The sequence below is a fragment of the Stenotrophomonas sp. 109824_Sma genome, assembly GCF_056480025.1.
Genome location: NZ_CM151078.1, coordinates 954,652 through 980,240, shown reverse-complemented (window position 1 = coordinate 980,240; position 25,589 = coordinate 954,652). Strand labels below are relative to the sequence as shown.

Sequence of the window (25,589 nt, the reverse complement as noted above, 5' to 3'; positions counted from 1 at the left end):
GCTTGCGAGCCCTGCTGCTGACTACCGCCGTCACCCTGGCCCTGGCCATGCCGCTGGCCCAGGCCCAGGAGAAGCTGCCCGACATCGGCTCCTCGGCCGGCGAGCTGCTGACCCCGGCCCGCCAGGCCGAGTACGGCGCGATGATGCTGCGTGAGCTGCGCAACTACGGCTACCTGCTGGAGGATCCGCTGGTCAACGACTGGCTGCAGACCATGGGCACCCGGCTCGGCTCCAACAGTGACCAGCCGCGGCAGCCATACACCTTCTTCGTGATGAACGACCGCCAGATCAACGCCTTCGCCACGCTGGGCGGCTACATCGGGGTCAACGCCGGCCTGGTGCTGACCGCCGAGCGCGAGGACGAGGTCGCTGCGGTGCTGTCCCACGAAATCGCCCACGTCACCCAGCAGCATGTGCTGCGCGGTGTCGAACGCGCACAGCGCGACCAGATCCCGATCCTGCTGGGCATGCTGGCGGCGGTGGTGGCCGCCCAGGCCAGCAACAGCACGTCGTCCGGCAACGCGACGATGGCCGCGATCAGCTCGGGCATGGGCCTGATGCAGCAACGGCAGATCAACTACACCCGGTCCAACGAGTCCGAGGCCGATCGCCTTGGCATCCGCACCCTGTCGCGCAGCGGCTACGACGTGGATGCCATGGCCGGCTTCTTCGAACGGATGTCGGCGGCCATGCGTGGCAACGAGGGGGGCTACAGCGTGCCCGAATTCCTGCGCACCCACCCGGTCAACATCACCCGCATCAGCGAAGCCAAGGCCCGCGCCGAGCAGATGAAGAAGGATACGGTGCTGCTGACCACCAGCACCCCCACCGGCGAGCGCAAGGAGCGGGTGGACCCGGCCGATCCCAGCCTCGGCGAGCCGCTGCTGCGCGGCAACAACCCGCTGCTGCCCAGTAGTGTGCTGCGCCTGCCGATCGGCCAGCTCAACCGTGGCGCCAGCGGCGACTTCGACTGGGCGCGTGAGCGCCTGCGCGTGCTCAGCGCGGATTCCACCCCCGAGCTGGAACGCGAGTATGCCGACCTGGCCAAGCGGCAGAAGGACGGCCTCAACGATGCGCAGCGTTATGGCCAGGCGCTGGCCGTCATGCGCGGTGGCCGCGCGGGCGCCGGCCAGGCCCGGCAGACCCTGGCCGGCCTGCTGCAGACCCATCCCGGCAACCTGTGGGTGGCGCTGGGCCTGGGCGAAGCGGAGTCGCGGGCAGGCCAGGCCGCCCAGGCCAACAGCCGCTTCGAGCAGCTGCTGCGCGAACACCCCAACAGCCGCCCGGTGGCACTGACCTATGCCGAGATCCTGAACGAACAGGGCAACCGCGAGGCCGGCCAGCGCGCGCAGGCGATGCTGCGCCCCCTGTTGTCGCAAAGCGGTAACGATCCGGTCTTCCAGCAGCGCTTTGCCCGCGCCAGCGAGCTGGCCGGCGACAGCGTGCGTGCCAGCGAGGCCTACGCCGAGGCGGCCTTCCTCAGCGGGCGGCCGGAACAGGCGCTGATGCAGCTGCAGGCGCTCAAGCGCAATCCGGCGCTGGATTACATTGGCCGCGCGCGGGTCGACGCCCGCATCGAATCGATCACCCCGACCGTGCTGGAGCTGCGCCGCCAGGGCGTGCAGGACCCGGACCTGGACCGCCGCTGAGCGCTGCATGACCGGCCGATGGCAATCCAGGCCGGTTCCGGCCGGGTAGTCACAAACATGTCATCAAACCGTAGTCTACTGGCACCACTCCAGTAACCGAGCCCTACGGTGTCCTCGTGCAGAAACGCATCCTGATCGTCGATGACGAGCCCGCGATCCGTGAAATGGTCGCCTTCGCCCTTCGCAAGGGCGATTACGAACCGGTCCACGCCGGCGATGCCCGGGAGGCCCAGACCGCGATCGCCGACCGCGTTCCGGACCTGATCCTGCTGGACTGGATGCTGCCCGGCACCAGCGGCCTGGACCTGGCCCGCCGCTGGCGCAAGGAAACGCTGACCCGCGAAGTGCCGATCATCATGCTGACCGCCCGCGGCGAAGAGAACGATCGCGTCGGTGGCCTCGAAGCCGGTGTCGATGACTATGTGGTCAAGCCGTTCTCGGCGCGCGAACTGCTGGCCCGCATCCGTGCGGTCATGCGCCGTGCCCGCGAAGACGACGAGGACGGCAGCGTGGCCGTTGGCCCGATCCGCATCGACGGCGCCGCCCATCGCGTGTTCGCCAACGACCAGCCGGTGCCGATCGGCCCGACCGAATACCGCCTGCTGCACTTCTTCATGACCCACCCGGAGCGCGTCTATACCCGTGCCCAGCTGCTGGACCATGTGTGGGGCGGCAGCGTGTACGTGGAGGAGCGCACCATCGACGTGCATATCCGCCGCCTGCGCAAGACGCTGGAGCCGTTCAACGCCGAGAACATGGTGCAGACCGTGCGCGGCGCCGGCTACCGCTTCTCCACTGCCACCTGAGTCTCGTCGTGCCGGCACCGCGCACCTGCGGGTGCCGGTGCCGGCAACTCTGCTATAACCCTCGGTTCACCCCAGTGAACCGCCGCACCTCAACGACGAGATCGCAATGCCCCGCCACATCCGCTCTGCCTGGTTGAAGACCCTGGCCACCGTTGCCGCGGTACTGCTGTTCGCCGGACTGGTGGGGTGGTTCACGGGCCACCTGTGGTTGTGCATCGCACTGGGCGCGCTGGCCACCCTGGCCTGGCATTACTGGCGACTGCGCAGCGTGCTGCGCCGGCTGACCGCGCGCCAGCGCTGGGACACCGCCGAAGAAGGCACCGGCGTCTGGAACGAACTGGACCGCCTGCTGTATCGCAACCAGGTGGAAATGCGCGTGCGCAAGCGCCGCCTGCTGGACATGCTGCGCAGCTACCGCGCTGCGGCGGCCGCGCTGCCCGACGCGGTGGTGGTGCTGGACCGCAACAGCCAGCGCGTGCAGTGGTTCAACGAAGCGGCCACCGCCCTGCTCGGCCTGCACCATCCCGGCGACCTCGGCGAAGCCCTGGTCGAACGCCTGCAGCCGATGCCGCTGGCCCACTGGCTGGCCGGGGGCCGCAACGCCGAACCGATCCTGGACGTGCCTTCGCCGGTCGACCCGGCGATCCGCCTGAACCTGCGCCTGATTCCCTATTCGTCGGATTACTGGCTGCTGATCGCCCGCGACGTCAGCAAACTGCTGCGCCTGGAACAGGTGCGCCGCGACTTCGTCGCCAACGTTTCACACGAACTGCGCACGCCGCTCACCGTGGTGCACGGTTACCTGGACATGATGGACCCGGAGGATTTCCCGGGAACCGGACCGATGCTGGAAGAAATGCGCAAGCAGAGCCAGCGCATGGCCCAGCTGGTGGAAGACCTGCTGACGCTGTCGCGCCTCGAATCGCAGGAACACAGCGAGGAAGAGACCGTGGCCATGCAGCCGATGCTGGCGACGCTGCGCCGCGAGGCCGAGGCGCACAGCCAGGGCCGCCACCAGATCAGCATCGACGACCTCGCCGGTGTCGACCTGCAGGGTTCGACCAAGGAACTGCACAGCGCCTTCTCCAACCTGGTCACCAATGCGGTGCGCTACACCCCGGCCGGCGGCCGCATCGCGGTGGAGTTCCGCCGCGAAGGCGACGGCGCGGTGCTGGCGGTGCGCGATTCCGGCTATGGCATCCCGGCCACCCACCTGCCGCGCCTGACCGAACGTTTCTACCGTGTGTCCAGCAGCCGCTCACGCGAGAGCGGCGGCACCGGGCTGGGCCTGTCCATCGTCAAGCACATCCTCGGCCTGCACCACGCACGGCTGGAGATTGAAAGCGAAGTCGGCAAGGGCTCGGTGTTCTCCTGCCATTTCGATGCCGACCACGTGCGCCCGCGCGAGTCTGCCCCCCTGACCTCCATCGAAGAATGACGCCATGAGCAGCCTCGGATCCCTCCCCCTCCCCGTGAGCCCGGACAACGATCCGTTGCGCGACCCGGCGCTGTACATCAACCGCGAGCTGTCGCAGCTGGATTTCAACTTCCGCGTGCTGGCGCAGGCGATGGACCCGCAGGTGCCGCTGCTGGAACGCCTGCGCTTCATGTGCATCTCCTGCACCAACCTCGACGAGTTCTTCGAGATCCGCGCCGCCGCCGTGCGCCACGCGCAGGAATTCGGCCTGCCGCCGGCCCCGGACGGAATGAGCCCGCAGACCATCCTCAACGCCATCCATGACCGCGCTGCGGAACTGGTGGACCAGCAGTACCGCTGCTGGAACGAGACGCTGCGCCCGGCGCTGATGGACGCCGGCATCGGCGTGCTCGGCCGCCATTCCTGGACCGACCGCCAGAAGCGCTGGCTGCGTGCGTACTTCCGCAACGAGATCATGCCGGTGCTGTCGCCGCTGGGCCTGGACCCGGTGCACCCGTTCCCGAAGATCCTCAACAAGTCGCTGAACATCGTGGTGGTGCTGAAGGGCACCGACGCGTTCGGCCGCGCCGGCCACCTGGCCATCGTGCGTGCACCGCGATCGCTGCCGCGCATCATCCAGCTGCCGGAAAAGCTCGGCGGGCCGCAGAACTTCGTGTTCCTGTCCTCGGTGCTGTCGACCTTCGTCGATGAGCTGTTCCCGGGCATGGAAGTCCAGGGCGCCTACCAGTTCCGCGTCACACGCAACTCCGAACTGGTGGTGGATGAGGAGGAAGTGGAGAACCTGGCGCTGGCACTGCGTGACGAGCTGGTCGATCGCGGCTACCGGCCGGCGGTGCGGCTGGAGATCGCCCACGACATGCCGCGCGAGATCGTGCGCACCCTGCTGCAGAATTTCGGCCTGACCGAGAACGCGGTGTACCGAATCGATGGCCCGGTCAACCTCAACCGCATCATCCAGCTGTACGACCTGATCGCGCAGCCGGACCTGAAGTACCCGCCGATGACCCCGCGCACGCTGCGCGACAGTGACGGCATCTTCGAGACCACGGCGCGCCAGGACCTGCTGCTGCACCACCCGTTCGATGCCTTCACCGCGGTGCTGGACCTGATCCGGCAGGCGGCGATCGACCCCAACGTATTGGCGATCAAGCAGACCCTGTACCGCACCGGCAAGGATTCGCTGATCGTCGACGCACTGATCCAGGCCGCGCGCAACGGCAAGGACGTGACCGTGGTGGTCGAACTGCGCGCGCGCTTCGACGAAGAAGCCAACCTCGGCCTGGCCGATCGCCTGCAGGAGGCCGGCGTGCAGGTGGTGTACGGCGTGGTCGGCTACAAGACCCACGCCAAGATGCTGCTGATCGTGCGCCGCGAGGGCCGCAAGCTGCGCCGCTACGTGCACCTGGGCACCGGCAACTACCACAGCGGCACCGCCCGTGCGTACACCGACATCAGCCTGATCACCGCCGATGCTGACATCGGCAACGACGTGCACCTGCTGTTCCAGCAGCTGTCCGGGCTGGCCTCGAAGATGAAGCTCAAGCGCCTGCTGCAGTCGCCCTTCACCCTGCACACCGGCATCCTCGGCCGCATCGAGCGCGAGACGCGCATCGCCGCCGCCGGCCGACCGGCGCGGATCATCGCCAAGATGAACGCGTTGAACGAACCGCAGGTGGTGCGCGCGCTGTACGCCGCCTCGCAGGCCGGCGTGCAGATCGACCTGATCATCCGTGGCGCCTGCACCCTGCGCCCGGGCGTGCCGGGCGTGTCGGACAACATCCGCGTGCGCTCGATCGTCGGCCGCTTCCTGGAACACAGCCGCGTCTACTGGTTCGGCAACGACGGCGCACCGGAAATGTACTGCGCCAGTGCAGACTGGCTGGAACGCAACCTGCTGCGCCGGGTCGAGACCTGCTTCCCGATCCTCGACCCGGAACTGGCCAAGCGTGTGTACCGCGAGGTCCTGCAGAACTACCTGGACGACAACCTCAACGCCTGGGAACTGGACGCCGACGGCGTCTACCACAAGCGTGCGCCGGCGCACGACGAGGCACCGCATTCGGCACAGATGGCGTTGATGCAGGGTCTGTAACCCGGTGTGTCGACCAAGGTCGACACCTACCAGGAGCGGTAGGCACCCACCATCAGATCGCAAAGAACTGTCGAAGGCGGGGCGGGTCCGGTTGCGGGGGCGTGAGCGCCATGGATGGCGCGACCGAGGCTACATGGACGTACTTGCGCCGTCCCCCGCAACCGGACCCACCCCGCCATCCCACGGATAGCCCGCTGTTGCTGTTGCCGTTGCCGTTGCTCTGGCCTCTGCGGATGCAGGGCGCAGCCCTGCCGCACTCCCTCCTACAAAATGTGAAGGCCGCGCGGTGACGAGCACACCGCCCCTTCGGCTAACATTCGTCCATGCCGCATACCACCACGACTCCGCCCGCATTGCAGGATGGCGACCTGCTGGCCGCCATTGACCTTGGCTCCAACAGTTTCCACATGGTCATCGCGCGCTACACGCTAGGCCAGCTGCGGGTGATCGACCGCCTGCGCGAGACCGTGCGCATGGCCGATGGGCTGGATGGCAAGGGTGGACTCTCCGCCGCAGCCCGCCAGCGCGCACTGGAATGCCTGGCCCGCTTCGGCCAGCGCATCCGCAATGTACCGCCGCACCGGGTGCGCGCCCTGGCCACCAACACCGTGCGCCAGCTGCGCTCGCCGCAGTCGTTCCTGGTCCCGGCCGAAACCGCACTGGGGCATGCCATCGAAGTGGTCAGCGGCCGCGAAGAAGCGCGCCTGATCTACCTGGGCGTGGCCCACGCGCAACCGCCCAAGCCCGGCCAGCGCCGGCTGGTGATCGACATCGGTGGCGGCTCCACTGAATTCATCATCGGCATGGGCATGCAGACCCTGGAGCGCGAAAGCCTGCAGGCCGGTTGCATCGCCAGCACCCGGCGCTTCTTCCCCGGCGGCAAGCTGAGCAAGAAGCGCTGGAAGGACGCGCTGGCCGAGATCGGCCGCGAGTTCCAGCCCTTCGCCAGCAAGTACCGCGCGCTGGGCTGGCAGGAAGCGCTGGGGTCTTCGGGCACGCACAAGGCGATCAGCGAGATCTGCGCGACGATGAAGCTGAGCAAGGGCGCGATCACCGCCGAGGCCCTGCCGCAGCTGCGCGATGAACTGCTGAAGGCCAAGAAGATCGACGACATCCAGTTGCCGGGCCTGTCCAGCGACCGCCGCCCGATCATCGCCGGCGGCATCCTTGTGCTGGAAGCGGCGTTCCAGGCGCTGGGCCTGCAGAAGCTGCTGGTCAGCAAGGCGGCGATGCGCGAAGGCATCCTGTATGACATCGTCGGCCGCGCCGGCGAGAACGACCTGCGTGATGAATCGGTGGCTGCGCTCAGCCAGCGCTATGGCATCGATACGGTGCAGGCCGACCGCGTGCAGGACACCGCCCTGTCACTGCTGGAGCAGGTGCAGGAACGCTGGAGGCTCGATGCCGACGATGCGCGCATGCTCGGCTGGGCCGCGCGCCTGCACGAGCTGGGCCTGATGATCGCGCACAGCGGCTACCACGTGCATGGCAGCTATGTGCTGGAACACTCCGATATCGCCGGCTTCTCGCGCCAGGAGCAGCAGATGCTGGCGGCACTGGTGCGCAGCCACCGCCGCAGCGTGACCAAGACCGCTTTCGACGCCCTGCCCGAACGCCTGCTGCTGACCGCACGCCGGCTGGCGGCCCTGCTGCGCCTGGCGGTGCTGCTCAACCGCGCGCATGAGGACGACCCGCTGCCCGCGCTGGAACTGACCGCCGACGACAACCGGCTGTCGCTGATCGTGCCGCAGGCCTTCATCGATGCCCGTCCGCTGCTGCGCGCAGACCTGATCGGCGAGACCGACGGGATCGCCGGGCTGGGCATCCAGTTCCGACCGTTCGTGGCCTGAATACGCTGTCCCCTGTTGTCCACAGGTCAGCAGGAGTGACGCACTTCGCACCTCTGCTTTGCGCAGTCTGGCGGTTTTTTGTGCTGCTTCGCAACACAACGGCGCGGTACGGGGAGTCGCGACCATCACGTAAGCGCCTGCTTTTGTTCACGTTTCGTGAAGGTTCGCGCCGACCCACGACATAAATTGATACGAACCCTTTACAGAGCATTAACTAACGAGACTACTATCGGGTCACCGGCTCGGTCATCGACCCTGCTGGCTCCTTCGACGCCCACTTTGGCGTCTTGTGCACGACCTGAGAGAGAGAGCTCGCCATGACTTCACGCACCACCGCACTGGGGCAGGCCATCCGCTACGCCCTGGCTACCACCGCAGCGCTGGCCGCCCTGCCCGCGTTTGCCCAGGACGGCAGCAGCGCCACTCCCACCAACCTCGATCGTATCGAGATCACCGGCTCGCGCATCCGCCAGGTGGACGTGGAAACCGCCCAGCCGGTGTTCGCGATCACCCGTACGGCCATCGAGCAGCAGGGCTTCAGCTCGGTCGCCGACATCCTGCAGAACGTCACCGCGATGGGCAGCCCGGCGATCAGCCGCGCCAACGCGCTGACCGCCGGTGAGAACGCGGGTGGTTCGTATATCGACATGCGCAACCTGGGCACCCAGCGCACGCTGGTGCTGATCAACGGCAAGCGCCTGGGCATCAGCACCTCGGGTTACCAGGACATCTCCACGATTCCGGTCTCGGCGGTGGAGCGCATCGAAGTGCTGAAGGATGGCGCGTCGGCCATCTACGGTTCCGATGCCATGTCTGGCGTGGTGAACATCATCACCCGCTCGAATGTCACCGGTGTGACCGCCAACGTCTACCACGGCCAGTTCAGCCAGGGCGACGGCGCGCGCGACCGCTTCGATGTGGTGGCAGGCTGGAGCAATGACCGCATCTCGCTGACCGTCGCGGCCGAACATGCCGAAGAAAAGGCGGTGTGGGCCAAGGACCGCGGCTTCAGCGCCTACGGCCTGACCGACCGCCATGCCGACAACCTGACCAACTGGACCACCATCAGCCAGTACGGCCAGTTCACCGGCCTGAAGGGTCGCCCGGGCTGCACCAACGCGAAGGACGGCTGCAACTATTCGCTCAACCGTGGTGCCGACCCGACCAACCCGGCCAACTACCACATCACCGATCCGTCGGCGTTCACCGGCGACGTCAGCAACGCCAACGAGCAGATGCACCTGAACTTCCCGCTCAAGCGTGATTCGGTGTACTTCGACGGCCGCTTCAAGATCACCGACAACGTCAACTTCCGCACCGAGCTGGGCTACAACAAGCGCAAGGCCGTGCGCCAGATCGCCGGCTACCCGCTGCAGTCCAGCACCGCTGGCGTGGGTTCGATGTCGATCGACAGCTACTTCAATCCGTTCGGCCGCCAGCATGGCTACGCCACCCCGACCGCCGTGGCCTGGAACCGCCGTACCTGGGAAGTGCCGCGCGTGACCACCAGCGAGCTGAAGACCTACCGCGCGGTGGCTTCGTTCGACGGTTCGTTCGAGATCGGCAGCCGCTTCTTCGACTGGGAAGCGGGCTACCAGTACAACCGCAACGAGCTGGAAACCATCGCCACCGGCAACCTGCACAAGGCGCGCGTCGCTGGCGGCGTCGGCCCGTCGTTCTACAATGCGGCCACCGGCAAGGTCCAGTGCGGCACCGCTGCCGCGCCGATCTCCTATGACGTGTGCAAGCCGTGGAACCCGCTGGTGCCGTACGGCACGATCGATCCGAACGGCATCGATGGCAACGCCGACCTGCAGGCCTGGCTGTTCCCGCCGGAAGTCACCACCGGCAAGACCACCAGCAAGAACTTCTTCGCCAACATCGCCGGTTCCATCGTGACCCTGCCGGCCGGCGACCTGGGCTTCGCGTTCGGTGTGGAAAGCCGCAAGGAAACCGGTGAGTACCGTCCGGATCCGCTGGCGCAGGCCGGCGCCACCACCAACCTGGCCGCAGGCCCGACCGGTGGCGGCTACAAGGTCAACGAGGCGTACCTGGAAATCAACGTGCCGGTGCTGGCGGACCTGCCGGGCGCGAAGGAACTGACCTTCAACGGTGCCACCCGCTTCTCCGACTACGACACCTTCGGCAACACGCTCAACAGCAAGTTCGGCTTCAAGTGGAAGCCGTTCGACCAGCTGCTGGTCCGTGGTACCTGGGCCGAAGGCTTCCGCGCCCCGACCATCAGCGATCTGTACGGTGGTGGCTCGCAGACCTTCGCCCAGTTCAGCGACCCGTGCGATACCGTGTTCGGCTCCTCGCGCACCAGCGCCGAAGTCCGCGCCCGCTGCGCCCGTGACATCGCCAACGCTGCAACCTTCCGCCAGCTGCGCCAGGGCAACCAGCCGGTCGCCACCTCCGTCGATGCGACGCCGGTGCCGTTCGTGTCGGGCTCCAACCCGACCCTGACCCCGGAAACCTCGACCAGCAAGACGCTGGGCCTGGTCTGGAGCCCGAGCTTCATCAAGAACTTCAACGCCTCGCTGGACTGGTGGAAGATCCGCATCGACAACACCATCGTTGCCGACAGCCCGACCCAGATCCTGATCGACTGCTACGAGCAGGGCATCGACGCACGTTGCCAGCGCTTCACCCGTGACAAGTCGACCGGCCCGACCGCCGGCATCGTCGATACCCTGCAGTTCGGCAGCCGCAATGCCGGCTTCATGGAAACCGAGGGCTACGACCTGGACCTGAACTACCGCCTGGACACCAGCGTCGGCAAGTTCAACGCCGGCTGGGCCACCACCTATGTCAGCAAGAGCGAGTTCCGCTCGACCAACGACAGCACGGTGGTGCCGACCGTCTCCAACGGCATCGGCAGCAACTTCCGCGTCCGTTCGAACCTGGTGCTGGGCTGGGACCTGGGCAACTTCGGCGTCAGCTGGACCGCGCGCTACTACTCCGGCGTGAAGGAACAGTGCGTGGACATCCGTGCCTATCCGGACGAGTGCTCCGATCCGGGCGTGTATGCCCCGTGGTACAAGGGCGCACGCAACTACAACGAGCGTGGTTCGGTCACCTTCCACGACGTGCAGTTCCGCTACTCGCTGCCGTGGGATGCCACCGTCTCGGTCGGTGCCAACAACGTGTTCGAGAAGACCGGCCCGATCATGTACACCAAGCCGAACTCGGCTTTCTCGTACTACGGTGGCTACGACATCGGCCGCTTCGTCTACATGAAGTACCAGCAGCGCTTCTGATCCATCGCGCTGTGACGTGAAGCACGATGACCACGGCCCTTCGGGGCCGTGGTTTTTTTGTGGGCGCCGGCCTCCATACGGTGACTGGCGCCGCCGTCATCTGATGGTCGCAAAGCGGTCATGTCGGCTACATCGCCAGGCCCGAGCATGCCGGAAACCCGGAGGCCCGCCATGCGCTATGCCATCGTCACCGAGACCTATCCGCCGGAAGTGAACGGCGTCGCGCTCACCGTGCAGGGGCTGGAACAAGGTCTGCGCGCAGCCGGGCACGAGATCGACCTGGTCCGCCCCCGCCAGTCCAGCGAAGCGCTGGATTCGGCGCCCGGCACCCTGCTGGTTCCCGGCGCCGCCCTGCCCCGCTACCCCGGCCTGCGTTTCGGCCTGCCGGCGCCGATCCGGCTGGGCCGCCACTGGCAGAAGCAGCGCCCGGATGCGGTCTACATCGCCACCGAAGGTCCGCTCGGCTGGTCCGCTCTGCGCACCGCACGCCGCCTCGGCATCCCCGTCGCCAGCGGCTTCCACACCCGCTTCGACGAGTACCTGCCCGACTATGGCGTGGCGTGGCTGCAGGCCGCCGCCATGCGCTGGATGCGCCGTTTCCACAACCAGGCGGACGCCACCCTGGTGCCGACCCGCGAACTGCAGCAGTTCCTCGGCGAACAGGGCTTCGAGCGTGTGCGCCTGCTGGCCCGCGCGGTGGACAGCCAGCAGTTCGATCCGGGCCGGCGCGATCCTGCGTTGCGCGAGGAATGGGGCGTGGATGGCAATGGCCTGGTGGCGATCTATGTCGGCCGCATTGCCGCTGAAAAGAATCTCGGCCTGGCAGTGAAGGCGTTCCGCCGGTTGCAGCAGATCCGGCCCAAGGCACGCTTCGTGTGGGTGGGTGATGGCCCGGCCCGCGAGAAACTGGCACATGAAAATCCCGACTTCATCTTCTGCGGCATCCAGCGCGGCGATGCGCTGGCCCGGCACTTCGCCAGCGGCGATCTGTTCCTGTTCCCCAGCCGCAGCGAGACCTTCGGCAACGTGACTCTGGAAAGCATGGCCAGCGGTGTAGCCACCGTGGCGTTCGACTATGGTGCTGCACGCGAGTACCTGCGCAATGGCGAGAACGGCGCGGCGGTGGACAGCGACGAGCAGTTCATCGAGGCCGCGGTGCAGCTGGCTGCCGATGACGCGCAACGCCGCGAACTGGGCGGCAACGCCGCGCGCGCGATGAAGCGCCTGCATCCACAACAGGTGGTGGCCGAGTTCGATGCCCTGCTCGCCGAACTGGCGCAGTCGCGGAGGAGCGGCCATGCGCACCACGCGGCTTGAGCTGCTGGCCGATCGCGAAGCGCGCCTGTGCCGACGGGCCAACCACTACTGCCGGCGCCGCCGCGTGCGCCGCCTGTTCTCGGTCATCAGCCGGCTCGGCGATGGCGTGTTCTGGTATGTGCTGATGGGCGCGCTGGTGGTGCTGGACGGCTTCGATGGCCTGCGCGCCTCGGTGCACATGGCCGCCACCGGCCTGGCCGCGCTGCTGCTGTACAAGGGCCTCAAACGCTGGACCCGGCGCCCGCGGCCCTATGCGGCCGACCTGCGCATCCGTGCCTGGGTGGCACCTCTGGACGAATTCAGTTTCCCCTCCGGGCACACCCTGCATGCGATGTCGTTCACCATCGTCGCACTGGCCTACTACCCTTGGCTGGCGCCGCTGCTGGTGCCGTTCACCGCCGGCGTCGCGCTGTCGCGGGTGGTCCTGGGCCTGCACTACCCCAGCGACGTATTGGCCGCGACGGGCATCGCGGTGCTGCTGGCGTCGGCCAGCCTGGCCTGGCTGCCGTTGCCGGTGTAGCCCGGGGTCAGATCCCTTTTCCTTCGGAACAGGGATCTGACCCCCACGATGCCGGCGGCGCTACCGTCATCGTTGATGGCCTAGAATGCGGGCATGACCACGCTGTTCATTTCCGACCTGCACCTGGACCCCAGCCGTCCGGAGATCACCGACCTGTTCCTGCGCTTCCTGCGCGAGCAGGCGCCCGGCGCCGATGCGCTGTACATCCTCGGCGACCTGTTCGAGGCCTGGATCGGCGACGACACGCCCTCGCCCGCCGCCGATGCGGTGGCCGATGCGTTGAAGGTGCTGTCCGACAGCGGCGTGCCGGTGTACTTCATCCGCGGCAACCGCGACTTCCTGCTCGGTGAGGACTACGCGCGCCGTGCCGGCCTGCGCATCCTGCCCGACCCGTGCATGATCGAACTGTACGGCCGCCCGGTGCTGCTGCAGCACGGTGACCTGCTGTGCACCGATGACATTCCTTACCAGCAGTTCCGTGCACAGACGCGCGACCCGGTGTTCCAGGCGCAGTTCCTGTCGCAGCCGCTGGCCGCACGCATCGCCTTCGCGCAGAAGGCGCGCGAAGCCAGCCAGGCGCGCCAGACCGAGATGAAACAGGACGATCGCGCGCAGTTCGAGTCGGTGACCGACGTGGCCCCTGCCGAAGTCGATGCCACCTTCGTGCGCCATGGCGTGGACACCATGATCCATGGCCATACCCATCGGCCGGCGATCCACACGCTGCAGGCCGGTGGACGCGAGCGCACCCGCATCGTGCTGGGTGACTGGTACGAACAGGGTTCGGTGCTGCGCGTGGATGCCAGCGGCTGGACGCTGGATACCCTGGCGCGCGAATAACGGATCGCAAGGTGCCAACCAAGGTTGGCATCTACCAGAGCAGGTGCATCCGCCCCGGTAGACGCCGCCCTTGGTCGGCGCTTGGACTCAGCGGAAGGCCGCGATGGTGGCCTTGGTGTTGACCAGCACGCGCTGGTTGTCGGCGGTGCTGGCATTGCCCATCGGGATGCCGTTGTAGCTGATGTTAGGGTTGGACCAGTAGTTCAGGCGCGGGCAGCTGCGGGTGCAGTTGTAGGCCATGATCGTGCGCCAGCCGGTGCCGGTGGCCGGCTCGTAGCGGTAGCCGTGGCCATAGGCATACGGCGAGGTGCTCGAGTCGGTGGCGATGTCATGCCGCGCACTCTGCAGATGGCCGATCTCGTGCGCGAACGAGTAGTAGCCGGTCGCGCAATCCCAGTACACCGCCGCGAACGCCGTCGACGCGGTCGAGCCGATCCCCGAGGCCAAGCCACAGTAGGCGGTGTTGTTGATCAGCAGCACGCCCACGTCGGCCGCGTAGGTGTTCCGGCTGGTGTGGATGCTGTCCATGTAGCCGTCGCTGGTACCACGGAAGCGCGCCAGGTCGGTATCGAAGCTGCCCGATTCGGTGTAGCTGGTGGTCTCGTAGCGGGCCAGTTCCATGGTGATGCCGACGTTGCTGTTGACATAGCCCTGATTGGACTCGGCCACTGCAAGCTGCACCAGCGACTGCATGTTGCCGCCATAGGCGGTGACGGCGGCATTGGTCGCCACCACCAGCACGCGGATGGTGGCCGGCGTACCGGACGAAGCCTGGGCGATACCGAGACGATCGTTGTTGCCCATCGGGATCTTCGGCAGCTGGTTGTAATCAGCCGGATGGTCGGCCGGCATGCGCGACTCATCCACTTCCACCAGCACGTGGCGGTTGCCCAGCGGGCGCAGGCGGTACAGCTTTCCATCCTTGCGGATCGAGCCGGTGATGGTATCGCCCGAGCGCACCAGGATCAGCGAATTGCCGGGATCGTCCTGGCCGTTGGAGGTGGCCGCGGTCAGCTTGTCCGAGGGCGAACGGAACTGGCCGTACCAGATGCTGCCGCCATCGGGCAGCGCCTGGACCTTGCTGCGCACCGCCTGCACGCGCTGGCCAAGCAGTTCGAATTCCAGCTGCGGCTGTGCAGTGGCGGCTGCATCGACACGCACTTCCTGTACCGTCGCCGTGGACGGGGTGGCCAGCAGCTTGCCGAGTGCGGGCTCACTGCTTGCCGATGCGCGGCTGATGACCGTCACCGGCTCGAACAACGGTGCCGCATGCGCGGCCGCTGCCACCGACAAACCCAACACCAGGCCACCTGCCGCTTGACCAATCGATCTGGACAACATTGCGTCGCTCCTTGAATGATGTGAACAGCGTTGATGCAGCACGACCCGGTTTGCCGGGTTTGGCCATATGGCCTGCGTGGGTCGTGTGAATTCAATAGGCGAGTGGAATGAAAGTCAGGATTTGTGATCGACCGCATCTACGTTCAGTCAGGTCAAAAGCGTCACTACACTTCGCCAATACACCGCTTTCGCGCTACCGTGACGCAGCCACGACGGGGAATGCACATGGCACCATCGCAGGACACGGACGAAGATGTCGGCTTGCTGCGGATCGGCCTGTTCTTCGATGGCACCCGCAACAACGCACACAACCTGGCGCGTGGTCGACCACAGCTGCCGCAGCCGCGCCCGGCGCAGCTGCGTGCCGATGATGATTCGACCTACCAGAGCCGGCTGACCAGCAGCTACGACAACGGCCCGACCAACATCGCGCGCCTGCAGCAGCTGTACCCGGACAGCCGCCGCGATGCGATGGCCGCGCCTTCGCTGTCGATCTATGTGGAAGGCGTGGGCACCCGCGATGATGCCGATGATGATCTGATCGGCCTGGCCTTCGGCATCGGTGCCAGCGGCGTCCGCGCAAAGGTGCAGCGTGCGCTGCAGGTGCTGCTGCCGGCTGCGCTTGCAGAACTGTCCACGCGTTGGCGGCAACCGCTGCGTCGCGTGCAGCTGGATCTGTTCGGGTTTTCGCGAGGCGCTGCCGCGGCACGTGATATCGCCAACCAGCTGCAGGGCTGGGATGCCGCTTGCTGGCGGCAACTGCTGCAGTCGTCCGGCCTGGCCTGTGCCGCGGACTTCGCCCCTGTCCTGCCGGTGCTGCGTTTCATCGGCCTGTTCGATACCGTGGTTGCGGTCAGCGGTGGCCGCGCCGACGAACAACCGCAGCTTGCCCTGCGCAGCGGCATCGCTGCACGCGTGGTGCAGCTGACCGCGCGCGACGAACATCGCCAGCACTATCCGCTGACCACGGTGGCACCGCCGTTCACCGAGATCGCACTGCCCGGCGTGCACGCCAACATCGGCGGCGGCTACAACCAGCTGGAGGAAGGCCCCAAGCTGCTCAGCCGCCCACGCCGGCAGCAGCTGCGCCGCCCCGCCGTTGCCGACTACCAGATTCCCCCGCTGGCGATGCTGCAGGCCACCACGGCCTACGCTGAAACGCAGGCCGATGCCGAACGCTGGCGGCAGCAGCTGGGCGTGGACGAAAAGGAAGTCTGGGTGGATGTCTGGCACCAGTGGCAGCAGCAGCGCCGTGCCGGCAGCCGCAGCGTGCTGCTGTCGCCGGTGCTGTACGTCACCGCCGCCGTGGTGCTGCGCCGGCGCATCGATTGGCGCTACCAGTTGATCGCGCTACAGGTGATGCAGCAGCACGCCATCGATGCCGGCGTGCAATGGCACACCAACGCCGCCGAGGTTCCCGGCTGGGAACTGCCCGCCGCCCTGCAGCCGATCGCACGGCGGCTGGTGGCAGGACAGGCGCTGACCCAGACCCAGGAGGCGTTGTTGCGGCGACGCTACCTGATGCAGTCGGCGCACTGGAATTTCGATGCAATGGGCGATACCGCACTGACCTACGCCGCCGATGCCGGCGTCAGCGAGCTGCCCTACCGGCCCGGTCCCGGCCTGTTCTACATCAATCGGCCCACCGTGGATGGCAAGCGCGTGGTGTTGCCGAACGCATGAAAAAAGGGACGGAGGGGATTAAGTCGTTTATGCATAAACGACTTAATCCCCTCCGTCCCCTTTTCTGTCAGCCGGCCTGTTCGACCAGGTTGGCGAGCTCGTCGGCATCGAAGCCGGCCAGCAGGCGCGCTTCGATGTTGAATGGCCCATGCAGGTAGCCGCCGGCGTATTCCACCAGCAGTTCCTTGAAGCGTGCGCGCGGCTCGACGCCGACGCGATCGCAGTACCAGCGGTACCAGCGCGAACCGGCAGCGACGTGCGCCACTTCCTCGCGCAGGATCACTTCCAGTACGTCGGCGGTTTCACCATCGCCGACATTGCGCAGCTTCTCGATCATGCCCGGTGTCACGTCCAGGCCGCGCGCCTCCAGCACGCGTGGCACCAGCGCCATGCGTGCCAGGCCATCATGCGCGGTCTTTTCGCACATCTCCCACAGGCCGTTGTGCGCGGGGAAATCGGCGTAGTCGTGGCCGTGCGCCTGCAGGCGCTCGCGCAGCAGCATGAAGTGCCGCGATTCGTCATCGGCGCAGCTGACCCAGTCGGCATGGAACGCCGGCGGCAGGCCGCGGAAGCGGTACACCGCATCCCAGGCCAGGTCGATCGCGTTGAGTTCGATGTGGGCGATGGCGTGGATGAAGGCCGCTCGCCCTTCCACGCCGCCCAGGCCGCGCCGCGGCACCTCGCGCGGATGCACCAGCACCAGCTGCGCCGGCCGGCCGGGCATGCGGATCGGTTCCGGCGGCGGCGCATCGGCGGCCACCTTCAGGCGACCGGCACGGAACGCGGCCGCATACGCCTGGGTCAGCGCCACCTTGCGCAGCGGATCGGCTTCGGCAAGGCACTGCTGCGCCGCGCGCAGCAGGTCACCTCCAACATCGGGCACCGCAACCACGCCTGGACCTCAGGCGCGGCGCTTGTGCTTGGCGTCGTCCGAACGCAGCTGCTGGATGCGCTCGAAGTAGCCCGGCTCGATACCCGTCGGGTAGTGGCCGTTGAAGCAGGACGAATCGAAGTTGCGCAGCGCCGGGTTGCCCTCGCTCACCGCCGCTTCCATGTCTTCCAGGTCCTGGTAGATCAGCCAGTCGCAGCCCAGGTGGGCCTCGATCTCTTCCACGGTGCGGTTGTGCGCGACCAGCTCTTCGGCCGCCGGCATGTCGATGCCGTAGATGTTCGGGTAGCGCACCGGCGGTGCCGCGCTGGCCAGGTAGACCTTGCGCGCGCCCGCATCACGGGCCATCTGCACGATCTGCTGGCTGGTGGTGCCACGCACGATCGAGTCGTCCACCAGCAGCACCACGCGGTTGCGGAACTCCAGGTGGATCGGGTTGAGCTTGCGGCGCACCGACTTCACGCGTTCGCCCTGGCCCGGCATGATGAAGGTGCGGCCGATGTAGCGGTTCTTGATGAAGCCTTCGCGGTACTTCACCCCAAGCACGTTGGAGATCTCCAGCGCGGCATCACGCGAGGTATCCGGGATCGGGATGATGGTGTCGATATCGTGGTCCGGGCGCAGGCGCAGGATCTTCTCGCCCAGCTTGATGCCCATGCGCATGCGCGCCTTGTGCACCGAGACGTTGTCGATCATCGAATCCGGACGCGCGAAGTACACGTACTCGAAGATGCACGGGGTGTGCTCGGCCGGCTCGGCGCAGATTTCCGAGAACAGCTCGCCGCGCGCGGTGATCACCAGCGCTTCGCCCGGCTGCACGTCGCGCACGCGCTGGAAGCCCAGCACGTCCAGCGCTGCCGACTCGGAGGCGACGATGTACTCGTCGCCCTCGGCATGGCTGCGCTTGCCCAGCACCAGCGGACGGATGCCATGCGGGTCGCGGAAGGCAACCAGGCCCAGGCCCAGCACCACGCTGACCACCGCATAGCCGCCCTTGCAGCGGCGGTGCACGCCGGCCACTGCGCGGATCGCGGCTTCCGGGCTGAGCTGGCGCTGCTGTTCCAGCTCATAGGCGAACACGTTCAGCAGTACTTCGCTGTCCGAATCGGTGTTGACGTTGCGGCGGTCCTGCTCGAATACCTGCTGGCGCAGTGCCTCGGTGTTGATCAGGTTGCCGTTGTGGGCCAGCGCGATGCCGTACGGCGAGTTGACGTAGAACGGCTGCGCCTCGTCCATGCCTTCCGAGCCGGCGGTCGGGTAGCGCACATGGGCGATGCCGACGCTGCCTTCCAGGGTGGACATGGTGCGTGCATCGAACACATCGCGGACCAGGCCGGTGGCCTTCTGCACCCGCAGGCGGCTGCCATTGGCCGTGGCGATGCCCGCCGCATCCTGGCCGCGATGCTGGAGAACGGTCAAGCCGTCATACAACTGCCCGGCGACGTTCTGGTTGCCGACGATTCCGACGATGCCACACATGGTGCGAGGTCTCCGCTGGGCTGTGCCCAGTTACAAGGAAGGTGGCCGTACCTGGCCGCGGTGGTCGCCGCGCCTGCGGTCGACATTGGCCGGATCGCCCGGCTCGATACTGTCTGGCAGTGCTGGGGCGTCCGGGCGCACTTCGGCCGGATCGTATGCGTCGCCCTGTTCCGCTTTCGCGGGCCGCAGCCATCCGCTGCCCGCCACTACCTGGTTGAGGATGCCATTATCGCCTGCCGCGCCCGGCTTTCCCAAATCGGCGCCGGCGCTCTTTCCCAACTCCATCAATGCAGATGGGGACAGCATGTCGGTCGGCAAGGTCTTGGGCAGCAGGTCGGCGCCGGGCACCTGCCAGTGCGGCAGCTTCCCGTTCATCCAGGCCACGGCCGGGTTCAGCACCGGGCGGACCGCCGAGCGCTTCCAGGAGGGTTCGGCGGTCAGCGGGGTGAAGCCGGCCAGCAGCACCAGGATCGCTGCGATCAGGCCGCCACGCACGGCTCCCAGCACGCCGCCCAGCAACCGGTCCAGGCTGGTCAGCATGCTGCGGTGGATCATCGCCTTGATGACCATGCCGATCACCGCGACCACGATCATCACGCCAATGCCGACGCCCAGGTAGCCGCCGACGAAGTGCTCGCCGCCGGGTGCAGCCGGGGCCGCCCACCAGCGTGCCGCATCGTTGCCGAAGGCGAAGGCCGCCCACGCGGCCAGCAGCCACGACAACGTGCCGATGACGATTCCCACGAAGCCACGCAGCATCCCGAGCAGGGTCGAGGCGGCGATCACGATCAGCAGCACCACGTCGATCATGGCGCCCCGCTCCTTCGGCGGCGCTGGCAACGGGCCTGCGCGTGGGTCATGGGTGCGGTCGGACCATGCCGGCCACGCCGACCTTGGCGGCGACCTGCGCCTTCAGCTGCTCGGCGTCAGCGCGGTTGGCCACCGGTCCGACGCGTACGCGATGCAGGGTGCCCTTTTCCGTGCGTACCTGCTCGACGAAAGCACTGAAGCCGGCGGCACGGACCTTGTCGCGCAGCGCATCGGCATCGTTGGCCTGACCGAACGCGCCCAGCTGCACGGCGAAGCCGACGCCACTGGCCGCCGGTGCGGCCGGCGTGGCCGGGGCCGTCGCCGGCTTGCTGGCAGTAGCCTCCGACTTCGGCTCGGGCTTGGCCTCCGGCTTCGGGGTCTCGGGCTTTGGCGCCGGCTTGGGCGGCTCCGATCGGGTGGTCGCCGTCGGCGTGCTTGGTGGCAGGCTTTCGCTGCGCACCGGGTTGCTGGTAGCCGACGGCGTGGTGGCCGCGGCCGGGGTGCTGGTGGTCGGCGCCGGCGTGGCGGCGACCGCCGCACTGCTGCCCGCCGCCGCATCCAGGGTAATGACTTCGGCCTTCACATCGGCGCGGATCTTCACAGCCTGCAGCCGGGCAGCCTCGGCCTGGGCACGGTCGGCATACGGCCCGACGCGCACACGCCACGCCTGGCGCCCGCTGATGGTGGTGGTTTCGGCGAAGCCCGGCATCTGCGAGCGCTTCAGGTAGGCGATCACCGCATCGGCGTCGGCCTTGCTGCCGTAGGCACCAAAAGTGACCGCATAGTTGCCGGCGGCAACCGCCGGGGACGTGTCCACGGTCGGCGGCGTGGCCGGCGCGGCGGCCTCCTGCAGTGGCTTGGCCTGCCCGGTCTGCAGGCCGGTGGCACCACCGGCCGGAGCAACCAGCGGCAGCTCACGGGTTTCGAACTGGCCATCGGCCGGTGCGTCCGGCGCGGCGATCGGCACCGACGCCACACCGCTGTCCGGCGCCGGTCCCTTGACCAGCATCGGCAGGAAAATCACGGCCAGCGCCACCAGCACGATGGCACCAATCAGACGCTGTTTCAGAGGCGTATCCACGTGAGGCGGCAACTGTCCGGAGGTTGCGGTCGATTATACGGGTGCCGGACCGGACGGCGTCGGCATTGGCTGAACGCGGATCAGGCGGCGTCCTGCAACCATTGCAGCGCGGCAGCAGCGGTATGGAAGGAGCCGAACACCAGTACGCGGTCACCGCGCCCGGCCTGGGCCAGGACCTGTGCCAGCGCCTGTTCGACGGTATCAGCCCGCTGGGCCTTGGCCGCTGCCGTGCCGGCCAGGCGGGCCTGCAACTGGGCAGCGCTCTGACCGCGCGGGCCGTCCAGGCCAGCCAGGGTCCACTCGCCGACCACGTCCTGCAGTGCCTGCACCACGCCCACCGCGTCCTTGTCCTGTAGCGCGGCGTACACCGCCAGGGTGCGCCCGGCCGACGCTTCGGACTTGAGCGCGCGCGCCAGCTGGCCCGCCGCCTGGGGGTTGTGCCCGACGTCGACGCGGACCTGCACACCGTCACGCTCGAACGCCTGCAGGCGGCCGGAGATGCGCGCCGCCGCGATACCGGCAGCCCACGCCGCACGCGGCACCGGCTTGTCCAGTGCGCGCAGCGCAGCGATGGCGGCACCCGCGTTGGCCAGCTGGATCGGGCCGGCCAGCGCCGGTGTCGGCAGTTCCATGCGCAGGCCGACGTCGCGCCAGCGCCAGCGCTGGGCATCGATCGGCTCGTAGAAATAATCGCTGCCACCCCGGATCGCATTGGCACCGACCAGGTAGGCACGCGCCAGCACGCTGGACGGCGGATCGGTCTCGCCCAGGATCACCGGCTTCCAGCCACGGATGATGCCGGCCTTCTCGGTGCCGATCGCTTCGCGGTCTTCGCCCAGCCATTCGGCATGGTCGATGTCCACGGTGGTGATCACTGCCACATCGGCATCGATGATGTTGACCGCATCCAGTCGACCGCCCAGGCCCACTTCCAGTACCGCCAGGTCCAGCCCGGCGTCGGCGAACAACTGCAGCGCGGCCAGCGTGCCGTACTCGAAATAGGTCAGCGTGATGTCGCCACGCGCGGCTTCGACCGCATTGAACGCAGCGACCAGCGCGGCATCGTCCACGTCCTGGCCGTCGATGCGCACGCGCTCGTTGTAGCGCAGCAGGTGCGGCGAGGTGTAGGCGCCGACCTTCCAGCCCGCCGCGCGTGCAATGGCTTCGATGAAGGCCACGGTGGAGCCCTTGCCGTTGGTGCCACCGACCACGATGGTGCGCTGGGCCGGCGTACCCAGGCCCATCGCTGCAGCCACGGCGCGCACGCGCTCCAGGCCCATGTCGATGGTCGCCGGGTGCTGGCGTTCAATGTAGTCCAGCCAGTCGGCCAGGGTGGTCGGGGTGTTCGTCACGGCAGCAGTTCCAGCAGAAGCAGTTGATGCGAGGGGATGGATCAGAGAGCGCGGTGCTTGGCTTCGCCGAAGAACGGCGTGTGGTGGGCGCAGTCGTTCAGGCGCACCACTTCCAGGCTGTCCAGGTCGGCGCCTTCAAGCAGGTTGAGCGTGGTCGGTGCCTGGCGGAAGGTCCACAGGCGCGAGATCGGCAGGCCCAGCACCTTGCACAGGATCACGCGGTTGACCGCGTCATGGGCGACCACCAGCAGGGTGTCGTGCTCGCCAAGGCCTTCGGTGGCGCGGGCCAGGCCGCGCCAGCTGCGCTCCAGCACCAGGCGCAGCGATTCGCCGCCGGGCATCAGCACGGTATCCGGCTCCTCGCGCCAGGCCTGCAGGCGCGACGGATCCTTTTCATTGATTTCGCTGGCCAGCAGGCCTTCCCACTCACCGTGGGCGATTTCCTGCAGCTCCGGCTCGGTCAGCAGCATGTCGGCACGGGCGGCGCCAAGCGCCAGCTGCGCGGTGCGCTGCGCGCGCGACAGCGGCGAGGCGACGGCACGGGTGATGTCCACCGAGGCCAGGCGGGCACCCAGTGCCTGGGCCTGGGCCTCACCGATCGGCGAAAGCGGAATATCGATCTGGCCCTGGTAGCGGCCTTCGGCGTTCCACGGCGTTTCGCCGTGGCGGGCAAGCAGGATGCGCATGCGTGCAAGGGGTCCTGGGGGGAGGAGGTTTCCGCGTTTCGTTCACATCCTGTGAAGTACGCGGAACAGGGATGATACCTGTTCGGCGCACCGGGCCGGGCCGGGCATGAAAAAACCCCGCGACCTGCGTCGCGGGGTTTAGGAGTTTCCAGCCATCGGGTCGAGGTTGCCGGCCAGCGGCCGGTACTACCGCAACCGAGTTACTTGGCCAGGTTCAGTTCCTTCAACAGCTGCGGCGCCGGCGCCACTTCCTGCATGATCCACTGCATGTAGCGGCTGTCGACGGCGATCATGCGGGTCATCACCGGGTCGAACACCCAGTTGGAGCTGACCGATTCCCAGTTGCCATCGAAGGCCAGGCCGACCAGCTTGCCGTTGGCATCCAGCACCGGCGAACCCGAATTGCCGCCGGTGATGTCCAGGTTGGACAGGAAGTTCACCGGCACCGAGCCAATGCGCTTGTCTTCCAGGCCACCGTAACGCTTGGCCTTGACCGCATCGAGCAGCGCCTTCGGCGAATCGAACGGATCTTCGCCGGTTTCCTTCGCCGCCACGCCTTCCAGGGTGGTGAACGGGGTGTACTTCACGCCGTCCTTGCCATAGCCCATGACGTTGCCGAAGGTGATGCGCAGCGACAGGTTGGCGTCGGGGTAGACGAACTCGCCCTGGCTCTTCTTGTAGTCAGCCACGGCCTGCAGGTACAGCGGACGTGCGGTCAGCGATTCGCCTTCGCGGATCTTCTTCTGCTCTTCCTGCTTCAGCAGTGCCGGCATGACGGCCACGGCGTACTGGATGGCCGGATCGCTGCTGGCTTCGAACGCGGCACGGTCGGCCTTGAACCACTTCAGGCGGGTGTCCAGGCTGCCCAGCTCGGTGCCGCTCAGCTTGTTCACCAGCGACTTGACCGCAGCGGCATCGCTGCCGGCCAGCCACTTGTTCAGCACTTCGTTGTCGCGCTGCGCGGCCGGCAGGGCCACGTACTGGTCCAGCCAGTAGGTCTGCAGCTGCTGGTCCATCTTCGCCACGTAGCGGCGGTCCATCTGCTTCAGGCCACCTTCGATGGTGGTCAGGTCGCGTTCCTGGTAACCGGCTTCGCGTTCGGCATCCGGCTTGCTGCGCTCGATCGACAGGCGGTACAGGGTGATCGCTGCGCCAACGGCCGAGGTGTTGTTGAACTGGCCGACGAACAGGTCGCGTTCGCGGGTCGACTTGCTGGTATCCAGATGCTTGAGCAGCTGCGCGTGTGCAGCCAGGGCCGGCTTGCCGGCAGCGCCCTGCTTCTTCAGCCACGCCAGCACGGCGGCTTCTTCAGCCTGCTTCTGGCCAGCGGCGTCGATGCGCTTGAAGCCTTCCAGCTGGCCCAGGTAGTTCTTGGCCACGTTGTTCATGCTGGCGGCGGTGGCGGCGTACTTCACCTTGACGTCGGCGTCGGCCTTGCCGGCGTCGGCGATCATCTTCAGCACCGCGTTGTAGTGCTTGGCGATGGTCGGGTAGGTGAAGCTGGCGGTTTCGTTGAACTCACCGGCCAGTGCGTAGCGGTTGGTGCGGCCTGGGTAGCCAGCCACCATCACGAAGTCGTCGGCGCCCAGCGGCTGGTCGGCGAACTTCAGGAAGTGCTTGGGCTGGTACGGCACGTTGTCGGCGGCGAAGGCAGCCGGCTTGCCGTCCTTGCCCACATAGGCGCGGTAGAACGAGAAATCGCCGGTGTGGCGCGGCCACATCCAGTTGTCGACGTCACCGCCGAACTTGCCGACGCTGCCCGGGGGTGCGTAGACCAGGCGCACGTCCTTGATTTCCATGTTGCGGAACAGGCGGTAGGTGTTGCCGCCAGAGAAGCTGTACAGGCGGCAGCGGAAGCCGGCGTCGGCTTCACAGGCGGCCACCTGGGCCTTGTCGAAGGCGTCCAGCGCGCGGCTGCGGGCCAGCGGGTCGTTGCCGGCGGCAGCGATGGCGGCCTTGGCCTGGGTGGTGACGTCGGTGATCTGGTCGAGCACGAACACGCGGGCGTTCGGTCCGGCGCTCAGTTCGTCCTTCAGGGTCGGCGCGTTGAAGCCGTCCTTGATCAGGTTCTTCTGCGCGGTCGAATTCAGCTGGATGGCGCCATACGCGCAGTGGTGGTTGGTGACCACCAGGCCCTGCGGCGACACGAAGCTGGCGGTGCAACCGCCGAGGGCGACGACCGCGCCCATCGGGTCGCCGGTGAGGTTGGACAGCTGCTCCGGGGACAGCTTCAGGCCAGCCTTCTGCAGCGGACCGGCGATTTCCGGCAGCTGCTGCGGCACCCACATGCCTTCAGCGGCATGGGCGACCTGGGCCAGCCCGAGGCTGGCGACGATGGAGAATGCAAGCAGGTTCGAGCGCATGGAGCGGCCCCTGGTAGTGGAACCCTCGATTGTAGCCCGCCGCCCTGCCCCGGCCCGAACCCCGGAAGTCATGCAATCAGGTGCTTCCACCGTTCAGCCTCTCCATTGCGATCGGTCAGAGGCGAGAGGCCAG

The 25,589-nt window shown here is 67.3% G+C and carries 18 protein-coding genes; 10 read left to right on the top strand and 8 right to left on the bottom strand.

Annotated features, from left to right (window positions below):
- Positions 1-2: 2 nt before the first annotated feature.
- The 9 genes from ACZK1G_RS04480 to lpxH all read left to right on the top strand — a co-directional run bounded on the left by ACZK1G_RS04480 (position 3) and on the right by lpxH (position 13,772).
- Complete coding sequence (locus tag ACZK1G_RS04480) at positions 3-1,649, top strand: M48 family metalloprotease (RefSeq protein ID WP_101764998.1); 1,647 nt, start codon at positions 3-5, stop codon at positions 1,647-1,649.
- A 116-nt stretch (positions 1,650-1,765) separates the two neighbouring features.
- The gene (phoB, locus tag ACZK1G_RS04475; protein WP_005408258.1) at positions 1,766-2,455 is read left to right on the top strand and encodes a phosphate regulon transcriptional regulator PhoB; all 690 of its coding nucleotides are present in this window, start codon (positions 1,766-1,768) and stop codon (positions 2,453-2,455) included.
- A gap of 106 nt (positions 2,456-2,561) precedes the next feature.
- On the top strand, positions 2,562-3,893 hold the full coding sequence (phoR, locus tag ACZK1G_RS04470; protein ID WP_005415460.1) for a phosphate regulon sensor histidine kinase PhoR: 1,332 nt from the start codon (positions 2,562-2,564) through the stop codon (positions 3,891-3,893).
- 4 nt (positions 3,894-3,897) lie between these two features.
- Positions 3,898-5,985: a polyphosphate kinase 1 gene (gene ppk1, locus ACZK1G_RS04465; RefSeq protein ID WP_049446701.1), complete on the top strand. Its 2,088-nt coding sequence runs from the start codon at positions 3,898-3,900 to the stop codon at positions 5,983-5,985.
- A gap of 323 nt (positions 5,986-6,308) precedes the next feature.
- On the top strand, positions 6,309-7,835 hold the full coding sequence (gene ppx, locus ACZK1G_RS04460) for an exopolyphosphatase (protein ID WP_049446703.1): 1,527 nt from the start codon (positions 6,309-6,311) through the stop codon (positions 7,833-7,835).
- A gap of 317 nt (positions 7,836-8,152) precedes the next feature.
- Positions 8,153-11,095 carry a TonB-dependent receptor domain-containing protein gene (locus ACZK1G_RS04455; RefSeq protein ID WP_101764997.1) on the top strand — a complete coding sequence of 981 codons (2,943 nt, stop codon included), beginning with the start codon at positions 8,153-8,155 and terminating at the stop codon, positions 11,093-11,095.
- A gap of 171 nt (positions 11,096-11,266) precedes the next feature.
- Positions 11,267-12,412: a glycosyltransferase family 4 protein gene (locus ACZK1G_RS04450; protein ID WP_164119148.1), complete on the top strand. Its 1,146-nt coding sequence runs from the start codon at positions 11,267-11,269 to the stop codon at positions 12,410-12,412.
- Positions 12,393-12,932 (top strand): phosphatase PAP2 family protein, encoded by a 540-nt coding sequence (locus ACZK1G_RS04445; protein WP_101764996.1) that lies wholly within the window; start codon positions 12,393-12,395, stop codon positions 12,930-12,932. The genes ACZK1G_RS04450 and ACZK1G_RS04445 overlap by 20 nt, the downstream gene beginning before the upstream one ends.
- A 93-nt stretch (positions 12,933-13,025) precedes the next feature.
- On the top strand, positions 13,026-13,772 hold the full coding sequence (gene lpxH, locus ACZK1G_RS04440) for a UDP-2,3-diacylglucosamine diphosphatase (RefSeq protein WP_101764995.1): 747 nt from the start codon (positions 13,026-13,028) through the stop codon (positions 13,770-13,772).
- An 87-nt stretch (positions 13,773-13,859) separates the two neighbouring features.
- Here lpxH and ACZK1G_RS04435 read toward each other — a convergent pair whose 3' ends face one another.
- Entirely contained in the window at positions 13,860-15,113 is a 1,254-nt protein-coding gene (locus tag ACZK1G_RS04435) for a zinc-dependent metalloprotease (RefSeq protein WP_101764994.1), read from the bottom strand.
- Positions 15,114-15,338: 225 nt separating this feature from the next.
- Here ACZK1G_RS04435 and ACZK1G_RS04430 point away from each other — a divergent pair, with 225 nt between their 5' ends.
- Positions 15,339-16,796 (top strand): DUF2235 domain-containing protein, encoded by a 1,458-nt coding sequence (locus ACZK1G_RS04430; protein WP_101764993.1) that lies wholly within the window; start codon positions 15,339-15,341, stop codon positions 16,794-16,796.
- 67 nt (positions 16,797-16,863) lie between these two features.
- Here the strand turns inward: ACZK1G_RS04430 and ACZK1G_RS04425 are convergent, their stop codons facing one another.
- From ACZK1G_RS04425 to ACZK1G_RS04395, 7 genes are all read right to left on the bottom strand, one after another.
- Positions 16,864-17,688, bottom strand: coding sequence for a ferritin-like domain-containing protein (locus ACZK1G_RS04425; protein WP_101764992.1), 825 nt, complete (start codon positions 17,686-17,688; stop codon positions 16,864-16,866).
- Positions 17,689-17,697: 9 nt separating this feature from the next.
- Positions 17,698-19,164 carry an amidophosphoribosyltransferase gene (purF, locus tag ACZK1G_RS04420; RefSeq protein WP_005408246.1) on the bottom strand — a complete coding sequence of 489 codons (1,467 nt, stop codon included), beginning with the start codon at positions 19,162-19,164 and terminating at the stop codon, positions 17,698-17,700.
- Positions 19,165-19,194: 30 nt separating this feature from the next.
- The gene (locus ACZK1G_RS04415) at positions 19,195-19,974 is read right to left on the bottom strand and encodes a CvpA family protein (RefSeq protein ID WP_014036126.1); all 780 of its coding nucleotides are present in this window, start codon (positions 19,972-19,974) and stop codon (positions 19,195-19,197) included.
- A gap of 46 nt (positions 19,975-20,020) precedes the next feature.
- Positions 20,021-21,055, bottom strand: a complete 1,035-nt coding sequence (locus ACZK1G_RS04410; protein WP_101764991.1) for an SPOR domain-containing protein — start codon at positions 21,053-21,055, stop codon at positions 20,021-20,023.
- 80 nt (positions 21,056-21,135) lie between these two features.
- Entirely contained in the window at positions 21,136-22,407 is a 1,272-nt protein-coding gene (gene folC, locus ACZK1G_RS04405) for a bifunctional tetrahydrofolate synthase/dihydrofolate synthase (RefSeq protein ID WP_101764990.1), read from the bottom strand.
- Positions 22,408-22,448: 41 nt separating this feature from the next.
- A complete protein-coding gene (locus ACZK1G_RS04400; protein ID WP_010483945.1) occupies positions 22,449-23,093 on the bottom strand; it encodes a histidine phosphatase family protein in 645 nt (214 codons plus the stop codon).
- Between the two features lie 200 nt (positions 23,094-23,293).
- Positions 23,294-25,456 (bottom strand): S46 family peptidase, encoded by a 2,163-nt coding sequence (locus ACZK1G_RS04395; protein ID WP_101764989.1) that lies wholly within the window; start codon positions 25,454-25,456, stop codon positions 23,294-23,296.
- Between the last annotated feature and the right edge of the window lie 133 nt (positions 25,457-25,589).

Coding starts and splice junctions, on each gene's coding strand:
- phoR (WP_005415460.1), top strand. CDS start 2,562: ATGCCCCGCCACATCCGCTCTGCCTGGTTGAAGACCCTGGCCACCGTT.
- ppk1 (WP_049446701.1), top strand. CDS start 3,898: ATGAGCAGCCTCGGATCCCTCCCCCTCCCCGTGAGCCCGGACAACGAT.
- ppx (WP_049446703.1), top strand. CDS start 6,309: ATGCCGCATACCACCACGACTCCGCCCGCATTGCAGGATGGCGACCTG.
- ACZK1G_RS04455 (WP_101764997.1), top strand. CDS start 8,153: ATGACTTCACGCACCACCGCACTGGGGCAGGCCATCCGCTACGCCCTG.
- ACZK1G_RS04450 (WP_164119148.1), top strand. CDS start 11,267: ATGCGCTATGCCATCGTCACCGAGACCTATCCGCCGGAAGTGAACGGC.
- ACZK1G_RS04445 (WP_101764996.1), top strand. CDS start 12,393: ATGCGCACCACGCGGCTTGAGCTGCTGGCCGATCGCGAAGCGCGCCTG.
- lpxH (WP_101764995.1), top strand. CDS start 13,026: ATGACCACGCTGTTCATTTCCGACCTGCACCTGGACCCCAGCCGTCCG.
- ACZK1G_RS04435 (WP_101764994.1), bottom strand. CDS start 15,113: ATGTTGTCCAGATCGATTGGTCAAGCGGCAGGTGGCCTGGTGTTGGGT.
- ACZK1G_RS04430 (WP_101764993.1), top strand. CDS start 15,339: ATGGCACCATCGCAGGACACGGACGAAGATGTCGGCTTGCTGCGGATC.
- purF (WP_005408246.1), bottom strand. CDS start 19,164: ATGTGTGGCATCGTCGGAATCGTCGGCAACCAGAACGTCGCCGGGCAG.
- ACZK1G_RS04415 (WP_014036126.1), bottom strand. CDS start 19,974: ATGATCGACGTGGTGCTGCTGATCGTGATCGCCGCCTCGACCCTGCTC.
- ACZK1G_RS04400 (WP_010483945.1), bottom strand. CDS start 23,093: ATGCGCATCCTGCTTGCCCGCCACGGCGAAACGCCGTGGAACGCCGAA.
- ACZK1G_RS04395 (WP_101764989.1), bottom strand. CDS start 25,456: ATGCGCTCGAACCTGCTTGCATTCTCCATCGTCGCCAGCCTCGGGCTG.